Source organism: Polaribacter sp. YIW18 (genome assembly GCF_057219325.1).
The window spans coordinates 435,088-449,429 of record NZ_JBXVVE010000001.1 but is presented as its reverse complement, the minus strand read 5'-3'; the positions used below and the strand labels follow the sequence as shown (position 1 = coordinate 449,429).

The window sequence follows — 14,342 nt, the reverse complement described above, 5'->3', positions numbered from 1 at the left end:
CAGTTGTTTAGTTTGAACTAAAGTTAGCAAAATTTCTGTTTTGTTATACTTTTTTTAACAAGTTTTTTTTTTATACATTTATAAAAAACATTTTTTTATGAAAAGATTTTCTACCATTGTTTCTATTATTATCATTTTTGGGGTTATTTACTGGAGTTTTTCAGATTTAAAACCTTCACTAAATACTGATAAAAACGTTTCAAAAACAGCATTTTCTATAGAGAATGCCCTATTTCATTTAAAAAATATTTCTAAAGAAGCACATTATACAGGTGCAAAAGAGCATAAAAAAGTCCAGAATTATATTGTAAAAGAATTAAAAAAAATGGGTTTAGAGGTAGAAATACAAACCCAAACAGCCATCAACAAAAAATGGTTAGCAGCCACAACTGCAGAAAATATTATTGCAAAAATTAAGGGTACAACAACCGGAAAAGCTTTAATGCTTTTAACACATTATGATTCTAATCCACACTCTTCTTTAGGTGCAAGTGATGCTGGCTCTGGAGTTGTTACTATATTAGAAGGTATAAGAGCTTTTTTAGCAAAAAACCAAACACCTAAAAATGACATTATTATTCTTATTACTGATGCTGAAGAATTGGGTTTGTTAGGTGCACAAGCTTTTGTAGATACACATACTTTAACAAAAGATGTGGGTTTAATTTTAAATTTTGAAGCTAGAGGAAGTGGTGGTCCAAGTTACGTTTTAATGGAAACCAATGGTAAAAACAGTAATTTATTAAGTGAGTTTATTGCTGCAAAACCCAATTTTCCAGCCGCAAATTCTTTAATGTATTCTATATATAAAAAATTACCAAACGATACAGATTTAACCGTTTTTAGAGAAGATGCCAATATTAACGGTTTTAATTTTGCTTTTATTGGAGATCATTTCGATTATCATACAGCACAAGATTCTTACGAACGTTTAGATAGAGAAACCTTGCTACATCAAGCAGATTATTTTACAACAACTCTTAACCATTTTTCCAATTGTAATTTAGAAAATTTAAATTCCGATGAAGATTTTGTGTACGTAAATTTTCCGTTTATAAAATTACTTAGTTATCCTTTTTCTTGGGTTACTCCTATGCTAATCGCTTGTGTAATTGTTTTTTTACTATTACTTTTTTTTGGGATCTCTTTAAATAAAATAGCTGTAAAAAACACTTTAAGAGGTTTTATTCCTTTTTTAGTGGCTCTTATTTTATGTGGTGGAATTTCTTTTAGTTTATGGAAGTTATTGCTTGTAATACACCCACAATACAATGATATTTTACATGGTTTTACTTACAATGGTTATACCTACATTACTGCTTTTGTATTTTTAAATTTATGGATATTATTCACCATTTACAAAAGGACTTCTAAAGTAGAAAAACCAGTAAATTTATTAATTGCACCGATCTTCTTTTGGTTGATTATTAATTTTATAATAAGCATTTATTTAAAAGGTGCAGGCTTTTTTATTATTCCTGTTATTAGTGCATTGTTAATTTTAGCAGTTAGCATTTTTATGGATTTAGAAGAAAAAACAAAACGCATTTTATGCACCATTTTATCTATACCTACCATTTATATTTTTGCGCCTTTGGTAAAAATGTTTCCTGTAGGTTTGGGTTTAAAAATCTTATTTGTAAGTGCCCTTTTTATAGTATTGGTTTTTGGATTAATGATTTTAAGTTTTCATCAAAAAAAATCTTTTTGGACCCAAAAATGGAGCGCTATTTTGGCAATTATCTTTTTTGGAATAGCAACTTACAATAGTGATTTTTCCATAGAAAATAAAAAACCAAATAGTATTGTCTATATTCAGAATTCTGATGATAAAACTGCTTATTTTGGTACTTATAACACTACTTTAGATAGTTATACTGAGCAATTTTTTAATGGCGATTTTACAAAAGGAAGCATACAAAATGCCGAAACTAAAAGTAAATACAATACACGCTTTACGTATCATAAAAAAACAGCTTTTAAAAATATTGCTTCGTCTGAAATTATTACAGAAATAGATACTATCATTGGTAAAAAACACTTTGTAGAATTAACAGTAGTTCCCAATAGAAAACTAAATAAGTTAGAATTTATTACCAAAAACAAACTCACCTTACAACAGTTTAAGGTAAATGATGTTTTGGTAAATAATGGTAAAAATTACAATCTAAAAAGCGGTACTTTTTTGGTGTATCATTTAGCCAATTCAGATAAAGAACTCACACTTTCTTTTACTATGAATACTGATGAAAAATTAGAAATTATACTAAATGAAATTTCTTATGATTTATTATCGAACAAAAACTTTAACATAAAACCAAGAACTGAAGCAATGATGCCCATGCCTTTTGTAACCAATGATGCTATTATTATCTCTAAAAAATTGAGTTTGTAAAAACAAAAAAGCATTCTAAAAAATTATTAGAATGCTTTTTAATATTTTGAGTTTATAAATTCTTACTCGATCTCAGAAACACGCATGGTATTTACCATACCTTGTGCTTCAACTGGCATAGAGGTAAGGTTAATCATTAAGTCTCCTTCTTTAACATAACCTTGTTCTTTAGATATTTTATTAATATCTACAACCGTACCATCTGTACTTAGATTTTTATCGTAATAAAAGGCTCTAACACCCCAAAGTAAGTTTAGTTTTCCTAAAATTCTTTTTTCTGATGAAAAGGCTAATATTTTAGCTTGTGGTCTCCATGCAGAAATTTGAAATGCTGTATAACCACTTCTTGTTAAGGTAGAAATTGCTTTTGCATCAATATCATTTGCCATTAATGCTGCATGATGACAAACCGATTTTGTAATAAATCTATTAGTTCTAATATGTGGTGCTTCATGTGGCACTTTTATCATTCTAGAGTTTTCTACACTAGCAATAATTTCTGTCATTTTTTGAATAACTCTAACAGGGTGCTTCCCAACAGAAGTTTCTCCAGAAAGCATTACTGCATCAGCACCATCCATAATAGAATTGGCAACATCATTTACCTCTGCTCTTGTTGGTACAGAGTTTTCAATCATTGTTTCCATCATTTGAGTTGCAATAATTACAGGTATTCTTGCTCTTTTTGCACGTCTTACCAATTTTTTCTGAATTAATGGTACATCTTGCATTGGTATTTCTACTCCTAAATCTCCACGAGCAACCATTAAACCGTCACAATAAGGTATTAATGAATCTAAGTTTTTAACAGCTTCAGGCTTTTCTATTTTTGCAATTACAGGTACTCTATATTCTGAGTGTTGGTCTATTAAATCGCGTAACATTCTTAAATCTTCTGGTGTTCTAACAAAAGATAAAGCCATCCAATCTACTTCTAAACCTAAAGCAAAAACAGCATCTTCCATATCTTTTTCTGTAAGAGCTGGTAAAGAAATTGCAGTGTTTGGTAAGTTTACTCCTTTTTTAGATTTTAAAGGACCTCCCACTATTGTTTTTACAACTACTTCTTTGTCTTTATCTGTTGATATTACTTCGAATAATAGTTTACCATCGTCTACTAAAATTTGTTCTCCTACTTTTACGTCTTTTGGAAAACGTTGGTAGGTCATAAATGCTTTTTCTTTAGTTCCTGTACATTTTTCTGTGGTAAATGTAAAAGTGTCTCCATCATTTAAAACCACACCATCTTCCATAACTCCAACACGTAACTTTGGACCTTGTAAATCTGCTAAAATGGCTACATTGTATCCATTTTCTTTATTAATCTCTCTAATAGTTTTTACAGTTTCTCTTACGTTGTCATATTCTGCATGAGAAAAGTTTATTCTAAATACATTTACACCTTCTTTGGCTAATTTTGTTAGAATTTCTTTAGATCCTGTTGCGGGTCCTAAGGTTGCAACTATTTTTGTTTTTTTATAATCTACCATATTAAAATATTAAAAAGTCTTTAGACTTTAATGTGTTTTTATCAATTGTATAAGAGGTTATTACTTGCTCTATATTTTTTATTTTTTGCACTATGTTTAACACATAATGAGGTGCTATTTCTCCAGATATTTTAATAAAATAATCAACTTTCTTTTTTTCTGGAATTAAGTACGATTTTGTTTCGGTTGTTAATAATAATTCGTTTGCTGTTGTTTTATTTTCTTTTTTAAAGCTATTTGCAATTAAAAACCACTCAAAATCATATTTCTTATGTAAAAAATTAAATATAGAAAAAGAAAGTTTGTTTTTATTATTTTCAAACTCTAAATCTTTGTTAGATTTAACAAAACGAGTATCTAAGTTCTTATTTAATAAATATGCAAGTCTGTAGTCTTCTAAAGCTGAATGGATACCAATTAACGAGTACTCGTCTTCATAAAAATCTTCTAAACCTAAAGTATGTATTTGCATAAATAGAAAATGTACTTATAGTTTTTAACAGGGCTAAATTACTAATAGTTTGCCGATTTTCTTTGTTAATTTAACGAAAACGTTATCGTGTTAATCTAAAGAAATTTGATTTTGAAATGCAAAATAGACTCTTTTAGAGGCTTGCTCCTCTGCTTTTTTCTTTGATGTAGCTCTACCTTTGGCTATTTGCTCTCCATCTATACTTATTTTTACACTAAAATGTTTTACTGGTTCGTTACCAGTATCTTCGTATGTGTCAAAATTATAGTTTTTCTTTTGTTTTTGACACCATTCTATAATTAACCCTTTGTAACTAGTAATTTTACCTTCTAATTTTTCTATATCTACATAAGGTAGAATGACATTTTTGTAAATAAATTTTTGACAAAAATTATATCCTTTGTCTAAATAAATAGCTCCAATTAAAGCTTCAAATATATTACCATGTATGTTGTCTCCAACATTGGTTTGGTCTATATTACTTTTTACAAAACGAATAAGGTTTAAGTCTTTTCCTAATTCGTTTAAATGCTCTCTGCTAACAATTTTAGAGCGCATTTGGGTTAAATAACCTTCTGAACCTTCTGGTACTTTTTTGTACAAATAAGCTGCAATTACAGAGCCTAAAATAGAATCTCCTAAAAACTCTAATCTTTCGTAGTTTATAGGGTTGCCTTTTCTATCTAACATTTGCACAGACCTATGTGTAAATGCTTTTTTGTATTTGTTTATATTTTTGGGAGAAAAATTAAGTAGTTTTTTTAATTCGCTGCGCAGTTCCAAGTCTTCTTCAGACCGAGTTTGCACTATTTTACGAATAAAATTCATAGATTATTCATCTAATTTCTTAAATGCCACACATGCGTTATGCCCACCAAAACCAAAAGTATTACTCATTGCAACCTTAATATCTCTTTTTTGAGGTGTATTAAGTGTTAAGTTTAACTCTGGATTTATATTTTCATCAACATTACTATGATTTATTGTGGGTGGTACAATACCATGTTCCATTGCTAAAATAGAGGCAATAGACTCTATAGCGCCAGCAGCACCTAACAAATGCCCAGTCATAGATTTTGTAGAATTAATGTTGATGTTCTTTGCATGGTCTCCAAAAACTTCTGAAATTGCTTTTAATTCTGCAACATCTCCTAAAGGTGTAGATGTACCATGTGTATTGATATGGTCTACCTCTTCTGGTTTAATGCCAGCATTTTCTAAACAGTTTTTCATTACAGCTATAACACCAATACCTTCTGGATGTGGTGCTGTTATGTGATGTGCATCTGAAGACATGCCACCACCTATAACTTCTGCATAAATTTTTGCGCCTCTTGCTTTTGCATGTTCGTAACTTTCTAAAACGATAGCTCCAGCTCCTTCTCCTAATACAAAACCATCTCGTTCTGCATCAAAAGGTCTAGAAGCTGTTTCTGGAGTTTCATTTCTTGTAGAAAGTGCGTGCATTGCACTAAAACCGCCCATACCAGCTATAGTAACAGCAGCTTCTGAACCACCAGTTACAATTACATCACAAGTACCTAAACGTATGTAGTTTAAAGCATCTATCATTGCGTTTGCAGATGATGCACAAGCAGATACTGTAGTATAATTTGGCCCCATAAATCCATTTTTAATAGAAATATTTCCAGGAGCAATATCTGCAATCATTTTTGGGATAAAAAACGGATTGAATCTTGGAGTACCGTCTCCAGAAGCAAAGTTTAAAACTTCGTTTTGAAAAGTTTCTAAACCACCAATTCCTGCTCCCCAAATTACGCCAACACGTAATTTATTTATTTCGTCTAGATTTAATTTTGCATCTGCAATTGCTTCATCAGAAGCCACCATTGCATATTGCGTAAATCTATCCATTTTTCGCGCTTCCTTTCTATCTAAAAAGTCGGTCGCTTTAAAATTTTTAAGCTCACATGCGAAACGAGTTTTGAACTTGGCAGCATCATAATATGTAACAGGTGCTGCTCCGCTAACTCCGTTAACTAAGCCATTCCAATATTCTTCAATATTATTACCAATTGGCGTTAATGCGCCAAGTCCAGTGACTACAACTCGTTTTAACTGCATATAAATGTTACTTTTTTGCTTCTTCTATATAGCTAACTGCTTGACCAACTGTACCAATATTTTCAGCTTGATCGTCTGGAATTTGAATATCGAACTCTTTTTCGAATTCCATAATTAACTCAACAGTATCTAAAGAATCTGCTCCTAAATCGTTTGTGAAGCTAGCTTCTGATGTTACTTCGTTATCGTCTACGCCTAATTTGTCTACGATAATCGCTTTTACTCTTGATGCAATGTCTGACATAATTTTTTAATTTTTAAATTTTAAATCGGGGCAAAAATACAAATCTTATTAATTATAACTAATTTTTGACCCAAAAATGATTACTAAAAATAAAGAATTTTATTTAATCTTACCTAAAAACAATCCGTTTGTTAATAATTATTCCTTTTTTTGTAATATAGAAATTATAAGTTATGAAACGAATTGTTGTTTTTGCATCTGGTTCTGGATCGAACGCAGAAAATATTATTAAGTTTTTTAATCACACTAAAACCGCTAAGGTTACTATGGTGTTGTGTAACAATGAACAAGCTAAAGTTTTTGACAGGTGTAAAAAACTAGATACCAAATGCTTACACTTTAATAGAGCTGATTTTTCTAAAAAAGAAAAGGTATTAGACATTTTAAAAAAGCAAGCAGACTTTGTGATTCTTGCTGGCTTTTTATGGAAAATTCCAGAAAAAATTATAAGTGCTTTTCCAAATAAAATTATTAACATACATCCTGCATTATTACCAAAGTATGGTGGAAAAGGTATGTATGGGATGCATGTACATAAGGCTGTTGCAGAAAATAAAGAGCCTGAAACTGGTATTACTATACATTATGTAAATGAAAATTACGATGAAGGTGGCATTATTTTTCAAGCAAAAACAACTTTAACTGAGCAGGATACCCCTGAAACGATTGCAGAAAAAATTCATATTTTAGAACAACGTTATTTTCCAAAAGTTATAGAAGAAATAATTATAACTACGAATGAGTAAAAAGAGGTTTTATGTAGTTTGGAGTGGCCGCAAAAAAGGTGTTTTTACTTCTTGGAAGGTTTGTAAACAACAAATTGATGGTTTTGAAAATGCACAGTACAAGTCTTTTGCCAATTTAAACGAAGCTGAAAAAGCTTCTAAAGGAAAATACGAAGACTATAAAGGAAAAAACACTAAAAAACCAGCTTTATCTACCAAAGAGAAAGCTAAATTTGGCAAACCCAACTTAGAAAGTATTTCTGTTGATGCTGCTTGTGCTGGAAACCCAGGAAAAATGGAATACAGAGGTGTTTTAACGCACAACAAAAAAGAAATTTTTAGAAAAGGCCCTTTTAATAAGGGCACCAATAATATTGGCGAGTTTTTAGCACTTGTGCATGGTATTGCTTTGCTAAAAGCCAAAAAAAAAGAAGACATTCCTATTTATTCAGATTCTAAAATTGCCATGAGTTGGATTCGTCAAAAAAAATGTAAAACAAACTTACAATTTGATGCCTCTAATAAAGAGCTGTTGACATTGATAGAAAGAGCCGAAAAATGGCTAAAAGAAAACACCTTTAAAAACCCTATTTTAAAATGGGAAACCAAAGCTTGGGGTGAAATTCCTGCTGATTTTGGGAGGAAATGATTTCGTTGGCAGGCAGTTAAATTCTGGAAACTGAGAGTGCCAACTGTAGACTGTAGACTGTAGACTGTAGACTGTAGACTGAAACCTACAAATTATACCCAATACTAAACATAATAATTCTTGGTAAAATAAAGGTTTTACTATCTGAAACTACATAATCTGAAAAACGGTTGCTTTGTTTAAATTGTGCGTTCAATAAATTTTGTGCACTTATTTTATAAGACCAAGCTGAATTTTCGTTTTTGTAAGATAAAGTTGTATTCGCAATTTCGTAGGTGTTTTTTTGCCCTAAATCTTTATTTTCATAAATACTTTTTCTGTAATCAAAATTAAAAATAAAACCTTCTAAAAAATCATAATCAATGGTTGCAAAAGGTTGTGTTGTAATAAATTTAGAGGTATTTGATGGTGATACAAAACGACCAATATCTCTACTAACACCAATTTCTATCGTTGGAAAATTATCAAATATTGTTTCAAAACCAGCTTCGTAATTATAACTTTTATTTTTATTAGTTTGTAAATTGCTGTCTATTTCTTGGATATAACTACTATTGTTAAAACCAACATCAAACTTGTATTTTATATTTTTAATGCTTTTTTCTAAATGAATGTTTCCTCTTAAATCTTCTGATGGGTTTTGAAATAGTTTAGCAGTTAAAAACTGATTGATTCTCTGTGCAGGATCTGTATTATTTGCATCAAAAGCAACTGTATTTCTAACGCCTTGTATTTGTTTGTTATAATTTAAATTTACAAAAAGCATTAAACCTCTGTACAAACTAAATCTACTGTAATAAATACGTGCTGCATGATACAAGTTGTTTTCTAAATTTTCATTCCCTTTAAAAACCGAATTATACGATTGTAAATAAAACTGATTAGCAAACCTACTTGCGTCTGAAAAAGAAGTTTTTAAATTGTAATTAATGGTGATTTTTTTTGATTTATTAAACTCAATTTTTGCTAAAAAATCGGGTAAAACCACCCATTTGTTTTTGTTTGTTTGGGTTTGTTGATTTACTTGCCAATTGTAATTATGTAAAAAAGCGCCTTGTTTAAAAGTAAAAATGCCTGTTCTAAATTTATAATGTACACCTGCAAAAAGATCATTCAATTTAAAATTTACAGCATTGCCAAAACCATTTGTTTTAAAATTATTACTATTTCCATTGTCTAACTGTTGGCTATCGTCTGTAAAAAAATCTTCAATTAAAAGCTTGTTCCCAAAAGTAGAATATATGTGATTGCTGTTGTTAATTTCCCAAAAATGTTTAAAAACACCATCTATGTTTTGCTCTTGGGTATTTTTTTCTTGTAAAATTCTAATTAGATTTTGGCTATTATCTGTAGGAATTAAACCTTGTAAAATTGGGTTTTGAGTTTCCCAAAAAGCATCTTTTTTACTTTTATCAAAAACATAATTTACTACACTAGAAAATGTGTGTTTATCATTTTGTCTTTTATGCCATTCTATATTTTGATTAATATACGTTGCAGTTAAATTTCTATTAGTTTGTATATTATTTTCTACATTGTTTACTATAGAATTTAAACTATTGAATTGTGTATTGTTGGTTCTTTTTACTTGAGAACGTGCGTACCATTTTTCTTTAGAGTTGGGTGTAAATTCTATATTTAGATTTCCAATACCCAATAAATTATCTGCATTTGTGCTATTGGTTCTTTGTTCTGTGAAAGTATTATACTCGTTAAAATCTTCTTTAAAATTACCAATATTGCTACTAGAAAAAATGGCAAAACCAGAAACATCTAATTTAGAATTAGCGGTTTTTGTAATGTTTAACGCCCCAAATTTTTGCTCGCTTTTTACAACATCATTACTTTGCATAAATTGAGCAAAATCGCCACCTCTAAAATTAAAATTACCACTAAAAACACTGTTTATACCACCAGAAAAACTTAAATAATCTCTAAACGTAAAGGTTTTTTCGCCAATATTATTTAGGTTTCCTATAAAGTTTACGTTTATTTTGGGTGCATAATAAAATAAATTGGCACTGGTTTTGTAAAAGTTTTTATTGCCTTTGCCAGCCTCAACATCACCAAAAACAAAGCGTTTTTTGTCTTCTTTTAGGTTGATGTTCATCGCCATTTCATCAGAATCTGTTAAACCTTTTAAAAAAGCGACTTCGTTATAGTTGTCTATAACATCTACATTACCAACTGCGTCTGCAGGTATATTTTCTACCGCCAATTTAGAGTTACCTCCAAAAAACTTTTTGCCATCTACCAGCATTTTGGTCACTTTTTTACCTTGTACAGTAACACTACCGTTTTTACCAACTTCTACGCCTGGTAATTTTTTTAATATATTTTTTAATTTACGCTCTGTACCATCTACAAATTTGTCTGTTTTGTAAGTAGTGGTGTCTCCTTTTACGGTTACTGGCATTTCTATAACAATTTCATCTAAACTTTCTGATGATTGTTTTAAAATAAAATCTTTTTTAGAGTTTTTAAGCGCAATAAATTGATACTCTATGGGTTTGTAACCCAAATAAGAAATACTAATGGTTAGCGTGTCTTTTTGTGCTACCACCAATTTGTAAAAACCTTCATTATCTGTAATAGCAAATTGTAAGTTTTTAGAAACATCTTTGGGTTTTGCAATTACATTGGCATAAGGCATTGGATTTTGTAAACTATCTTTTACTGTACCAGAAAGAGTTACTTTTTGGGCGAAAAGAGTAATAGAAACTATAAAAAACAATACAAATAGACTTTTCTTTTTCATTAGGGATTTTTTTATTGTTTCCTAGTTCTTTTCCAAAAAGATTTTCCTCTTTTTTCAATTTCTTCGGCTGTTATTTTTTTGCCTTTTTCGGGCTTTGTAATTTCTATTTCTTCAGCAGGGTTTAATATTATTTTTGTTGCCTCAATTCTTCTTTTATGCATTTCTACTAATAACACTAAACCTGGTAAACCACTAAACTCTTTTGGTCCAAAGCTCACAGGTATTTCTGGTGTAAACCAAACTAAGGGTTTCATTTTTGTGTTTTTAGATTCAATATCTATTGCTTTAAAACACACGTAATTGCCTATTTTTTTAGTTTCTTGTGTTATTTGCCATTTCTTAGGCAGCATTTCTATTAATAATAAATCTCCAAAAGTAGAGCTCTCACGAAATTGCTCTTTGGTTGCTGTGTTCTTATAATATTTATTGTCTCCACCTGCAAAAATTCTATTCATGTTAAAAATAGATTTCCCATCATTTTGCATCTCATCTTCTACTTTGTAAAGAGATTCTTCCTTAGAAAAACTTAAAAATGCATTTACATTTGGAGTGTTTTTTAAAATATTTTGCACCCATTTGTCCATTCTAGTTTTTTTTAGAATATTTTTTTTTGATACAGAATCTATTATTTTTTCTGAAATAGGCTCCATAGAAACAACATAAGTAATTTTACCACTTATTTTTTGAGAAAAAAGTGTTGTAGATATACACAGTAATAAAAAGATAATAATAGGTTTCATGGAATATAGAATAATGACTATTTTTATTTTAGTCTTTAAAAGGAGAGTTCTTTTTTAAGATTTCTTTAAACTCTTTATATGATAATTTTTTAAACCCTTTAGGTTCTTCAATTTTAATTTTTTCTAATGGATTTAATTCTATTTTAGTAGCAGTTATTGTAAAAGTATTTTTATTTATTTCTAAAATTAAACCAGGTAAACCGTAATAATTCATTACCCCATATTGATAAGGAATTTTTGGGGTGTACCATGCTTCAAGTATAATTTTGTTATTTCTTGGATTATTTAGAATAGCCTTATAACATAAAAACCCTTGGATTTTTTTTGTGTCCTGTTTTAAATTCCATTTTGGTAAATTATTTTCTATTAAAAAACAATCTCCTAATAGATAACAATCTAATGTCTCATTTTTATATTTCAAAGTAGAATTGTAAGTATAATATTTTTTTTCACCTCCTGCCATAATATGAGTAAAATTATAACCATTTTTATTATCTAAATCTATTTTTTCCAATGTATAGTATTCAGAAATAGTTTCATTAAATTTTAAAACTACTTCAACATCTTTAGCTCTTTTATAAATATCTATTACTGCACTTTTTTTTGTTTTTTTTTCTTTAATATATTTTATCGCATTTTTAGAAGTTGCTAAATAGGTTATTTTACCTTCAATTTTTTGAGAAAAAATTGGTGTTAAATAAAAGAAAAAGATTAATATAAATAATGTATTTTTCATTTTTGAAGAATTGAATACTCCCCAAAATATAAATTATTTGAGGAGTAATAATTAGTATTAACATTTTACTTTATAACATAAAGAATAATCTCTCATATAAATTCCCATATATAAAGGCTCATCATTTGGATGCTGGTTAGCATCATAAGCAATTTCAAAAACTCTTTCTTTTGCCCAGCTTACACAATCACTTGCGCACCCAAACTCTTCCACAACTTCGATTGCTTCTTTGCTATTTGGTAAAACTTCATCATTAGAAGAAGCATTTATAAAACTTACTCCTACTGCTAGTAAAAATACTAGACTTAATATTAATTTTTTCATTTTGTAAAATTTATAACCCATTTTTTACTGGGTTTGTTAATTATTTTTTTAAGATTTTAAATGGTTTTTGCTCTTCTTTTAATATATTTTGTAATGTAAAATTTAAACTAACTTGATATTTTACAGTACCATTTACTTTTTGAGAAAAAAGTGTTGTAGATATACACAGTAATAAAATGGGAAAAGTAAATTTCATACCAATCCTTTTGTTTTAATCATAAAGGTAAAAACTATGAGATCTAAAAAGTTAATTACCAAAAACTTTCTTCTTAGCTTTTGCTATAATTTTTTTGTATTCTTCAAATGTAACAAACTCTCCTCCTTTTAATTCCTCAACAATAATTTTTTGCTTTGGATTTAAAACTATTTTTTTTGCTTTAAAAATAATTTTTCCTATAGCTAATTCTAAAATAAGACCAGGTAGGCCATATTCGCCTTTAGGCCCAAAACTTATAGGTATTTTTGGGGTGTACCAAGCTATTACTTTACCATTACTTCTAGTTGCTTTATAAGAGATATAGCCATTTATCTTTTTTGTTTCTTGCGTTAATTGCCACTTTAAAAACTTGTTAGGAAAAATAAAACATTCACCAACTGCATCACATTCTTTAATTAAATATGTTTTGTTGTTGTCATCATAATAATATTCTTTAGTACCACCTGCACTTGTATAATTAATTCTTTGTCCTAAATCCTGAATGTCAAGACTTAATTTATCCTCAACTATAAATAACCCTTTTCTGTCTGTAAAAATTAGTTTTGATTTAATGCCTTTAGTATAAAAGAAGACTTTATCAAGTGATTTTACTACATAATTATTTTTAATTTCACTTCTTTTTTTAGATAAGTATTCATCTAATTTTTTCCCATTTATTTTTGATTCATATTCAATAATTCCATAAAAATTTGTTTGAGAAACAAATATTGATGTTGTAAAAAAAAGTAAAATTGCTAGGTATATTTTTAATAATCTCATAATAGTTTTTTAAAAGATGTATAGAGAATAATTTTTCTCTATACATCTAAATTTATTGATTTAAGCACAATTAGCACTATAACAGGCAGTATAAAAATTACCATAAAGTTGCATTAACTCACCTTCTGGACTTCTGTCTTCATGGTCTTCGGCAAATGCTAAAGCTCCCTCCCTTGATGCTTGGACACAATCACTTGCGCACCCAAACTCTTCTACAACTTCGATTGCTTCTTTGCTATTTGGTAAAACTTCATCATTAGAAGATGCATTTATAAAACTTACTCCTACTGCTAGTAAAAATACTAGACTTAATATTAATCTTTTCATTTTGTAAAATTTAAAACCCATTTTTACTGGGTTTGTTAATTATTTTTTTAAGATTTTAAATGAGTAAACAAGTCTAAAATTCTATAAAAAACTTGTAGAAAAAATGGTACTTTTGCAACACTTCCTCTGCTTGTTAGTGTTTATTTACATAGGCAATGGTTTTAAGTTGTACATTTATTTACAGGATTTTTATATTTCTTAATTCCGCAAGCGGAGTTTTTTTTTTAGTAGGCAGTAAGCAGTAAGCAGTAAGCAGTAAGCAGTAAGCAGTAAGCAGTAAGCAGTAAGCAGTAAGCAAAACTAAAATTTACTATAGCTACAGTTAGTTCTGTGTCTATTTTTTCTTTTTTTTATAGGGGAAGTTTTCTTTTTTCATAGCAATTTCTTTCTCCAAATCTGAGAAACTTTTTTAATAAAACCT

15 protein-coding genes are annotated in these 14,342 nt (G+C 29.1%); 3 read left to right on the top strand and 12 right to left on the bottom strand.

All coding sequences use genetic code 11. The features are described from left to right. The first annotated feature begins 97 nt into the window (after window positions 1-97). The gene (locus AC2D6T_RS01920) at window positions 98-2,395 is read left to right on the top strand and encodes a M20/M25/M40 family metallo-hydrolase (protein WP_484680268.1); all 2,298 of its coding nucleotides are present in this window, start codon (window positions 98-100) and stop codon (window positions 2,393-2,395) included. A 62-nt stretch (window positions 2,396-2,457) separates the two neighbouring features. Here AC2D6T_RS01920 and pyk read toward each other — a convergent pair whose 3' ends face one another. The 5 genes from pyk to AC2D6T_RS01895 form a co-directional block, all read right to left on the bottom strand. Next, window positions 2,458-3,885 (bottom strand): pyruvate kinase, encoded by a 1,428-nt coding sequence (pyk, locus tag AC2D6T_RS01915; protein ID WP_484680267.1) that lies wholly within the window; start codon window positions 3,883-3,885, stop codon window positions 2,458-2,460. Between the two features lies 1 nt (window position 3,886). After that, window positions 3,887-4,357: an IPExxxVDY family protein gene (locus tag AC2D6T_RS01910; protein WP_438989480.1), complete on the bottom strand. Its 471-nt coding sequence runs from the start codon at window positions 4,355-4,357 to the stop codon at window positions 3,887-3,889. A gap of 90 nt (window positions 4,358-4,447) precedes the next feature. After that, window positions 4,448-5,185 (bottom strand): ribonuclease III, encoded by a 738-nt coding sequence (gene rnc / locus AC2D6T_RS01905; protein WP_484680266.1) that lies wholly within the window; start codon window positions 5,183-5,185, stop codon window positions 4,448-4,450. Window positions 5,186-5,188: 3 nt separating this feature from the next. After that, on the bottom strand, window positions 5,189-6,442 hold the full coding sequence (fabF, locus tag AC2D6T_RS01900) for a beta-ketoacyl-ACP synthase II (protein ID WP_347187046.1): 1,254 nt from the start codon (window positions 6,440-6,442) through the stop codon (window positions 5,189-5,191). Between the two features lie 7 nt (window positions 6,443-6,449). Further along, window positions 6,450-6,686 carry an acyl carrier protein gene (locus tag AC2D6T_RS01895; protein ID WP_144896032.1) on the bottom strand — a complete coding sequence of 79 codons (237 nt, stop codon included), beginning with the start codon at window positions 6,684-6,686 and terminating at the stop codon, window positions 6,450-6,452. Between the two features lie 173 nt (window positions 6,687-6,859). On the opposite strand from AC2D6T_RS01895, the gene purN reads away from it, so the two are divergent. Together purN and AC2D6T_RS01885 are read left to right on the top strand one after the other, a co-directional pair. Continuing rightward, complete coding sequence (gene purN / locus AC2D6T_RS01890) at window positions 6,860-7,432, top strand: phosphoribosylglycinamide formyltransferase (RefSeq protein ID WP_298949006.1); 573 nt, start codon at window positions 6,860-6,862, stop codon at window positions 7,430-7,432. After that, window positions 7,425-8,060 carry a ribonuclease H1 domain-containing protein gene (locus tag AC2D6T_RS01885; RefSeq protein WP_298949008.1) on the top strand — a complete coding sequence of 212 codons (636 nt, stop codon included), beginning with the start codon at window positions 7,425-7,427 and terminating at the stop codon, window positions 8,058-8,060. Before purN ends, AC2D6T_RS01885 begins: the two co-directional genes overlap by 8 nt. 85 nt (window positions 8,061-8,145) lie before the next feature. Here the strand turns inward: AC2D6T_RS01885 and AC2D6T_RS01880 are convergent, their stop codons facing one another. From AC2D6T_RS01880 to AC2D6T_RS01850, 7 genes are read right to left on the bottom strand one after another with little or no spacing between them, the layout of a single operon-like run. Continuing rightward, window positions 8,146-10,818, bottom strand: a complete 2,673-nt coding sequence (locus AC2D6T_RS01880; protein WP_298949010.1) for a carboxypeptidase-like regulatory domain-containing protein — start codon at window positions 10,816-10,818, stop codon at window positions 8,146-8,148. Between the two features lie 11 nt (window positions 10,819-10,829). Further along, on the bottom strand, window positions 10,830-11,558 hold the full coding sequence (locus AC2D6T_RS01875; protein WP_484680265.1) for a GLPGLI family protein: 729 nt from the start codon (window positions 11,556-11,558) through the stop codon (window positions 10,830-10,832). 28 nt (window positions 11,559-11,586) lie between these two features. Beyond that, complete coding sequence (locus AC2D6T_RS01870) at window positions 11,587-12,294, bottom strand: GLPGLI family protein (protein WP_298949014.1); 708 nt, start codon at window positions 12,292-12,294, stop codon at window positions 11,587-11,589. A 57-nt stretch (window positions 12,295-12,351) separates the two neighbouring features. Then, the gene (locus AC2D6T_RS01865) at window positions 12,352-12,639 is read right to left on the bottom strand and encodes a hypothetical protein (protein WP_484680264.1); all 288 of its coding nucleotides are present in this window, start codon (window positions 12,637-12,639) and stop codon (window positions 12,352-12,354) included. Window positions 12,640-12,658: 19 nt separating this feature from the next. Then, a complete protein-coding gene (locus AC2D6T_RS01860) occupies window positions 12,659-12,814 on the bottom strand; it encodes a hypothetical protein (RefSeq protein WP_298949018.1) in 156 nt (51 codons plus the stop codon). A 51-nt stretch (window positions 12,815-12,865) separates the two neighbouring features. Beyond that, window positions 12,866-13,594 carry a GLPGLI family protein gene (locus AC2D6T_RS01855; protein ID WP_298949020.1) on the bottom strand — a complete coding sequence of 243 codons (729 nt, stop codon included), beginning with the start codon at window positions 13,592-13,594 and terminating at the stop codon, window positions 12,866-12,868. A gap of 60 nt (window positions 13,595-13,654) precedes the next feature. Next, window positions 13,655-13,921, bottom strand: a complete 267-nt coding sequence (locus tag AC2D6T_RS01850; protein ID WP_298949022.1) for a hypothetical protein — start codon at window positions 13,919-13,921, stop codon at window positions 13,655-13,657. Window positions 13,922-14,342 lie beyond the last annotated feature (421 nt).

What these genes read in the sequence shown, in the direction of transcription:
- AC2D6T_RS01880 (WP_298949010.1), bottom strand. Translation starts at nt 10,818, where the DNA reads ATGAAAAAGAAAAGTCTATTTGTATTGTTTTTTATAGTTTCTATTACT.
- AC2D6T_RS01860 (WP_298949018.1), bottom strand. Translation starts at nt 12,814, where the DNA reads ATGAAATTTACTTTTCCCATTTTATTACTGTGTATATCTACAACACTT.
- AC2D6T_RS01870 (WP_298949014.1), bottom strand. Translation starts at nt 12,294, where the DNA reads ATGAAAAATACATTATTTATATTAATCTTTTTCTTTTATTTAACACCA.
- AC2D6T_RS01850 (WP_298949022.1), bottom strand. Translation starts at nt 13,921, where the DNA reads ATGAAAAGATTAATATTAAGTCTAGTATTTTTACTAGCAGTAGGAGTA.
- AC2D6T_RS01855 (WP_298949020.1), bottom strand. Translation starts at nt 13,594, where the DNA reads ATGAGATTATTAAAAATATACCTAGCAATTTTACTTTTTTTTACAACA.
- AC2D6T_RS01920 (WP_484680268.1), top strand. Translation starts at nt 98, where the DNA reads ATGAAAAGATTTTCTACCATTGTTTCTATTATTATCATTTTTGGGGTT.
- pyk (WP_484680267.1), bottom strand. Translation starts at nt 3,885, where the DNA reads ATGGTAGATTATAAAAAAACAAAAATAGTTGCAACCTTAGGACCCGCA.
- AC2D6T_RS01895 (WP_144896032.1), bottom strand. Translation starts at nt 6,686, where the DNA reads ATGTCAGACATTGCATCAAGAGTAAAAGCGATTATCGTAGACAAATTA.
- rnc (WP_484680266.1), bottom strand. Translation starts at nt 5,185, where the DNA reads ATGAATTTTATTCGTAAAATAGTGCAAACTCGGTCTGAAGAAGACTTG.
- AC2D6T_RS01865 (WP_484680264.1), bottom strand. Translation starts at nt 12,639, where the DNA reads ATGGGTTATAAATTTTACAAAATGAAAAAATTAATATTAAGTCTAGTA.
- AC2D6T_RS01910 (WP_438989480.1), bottom strand. Translation starts at nt 4,357, where the DNA reads ATGCAAATACATACTTTAGGTTTAGAAGATTTTTATGAAGACGAGTAC.
- purN (WP_298949006.1), top strand. Translation starts at nt 6,860, where the DNA reads ATGAAACGAATTGTTGTTTTTGCATCTGGTTCTGGATCGAACGCAGAA.
- fabF (WP_347187046.1), bottom strand. Translation starts at nt 6,442, where the DNA reads ATGCAGTTAAAACGAGTTGTAGTCACTGGACTTGGCGCATTAACGCCA.
- AC2D6T_RS01875 (WP_484680265.1), bottom strand. Translation starts at nt 11,558, where the DNA reads ATGAAACCTATTATTATCTTTTTATTACTGTGTATATCTACAACACTT.
- AC2D6T_RS01885 (WP_298949008.1), top strand. Translation starts at nt 7,425, where the DNA reads ATGAGTAAAAAGAGGTTTTATGTAGTTTGGAGTGGCCGCAAAAAAGGT.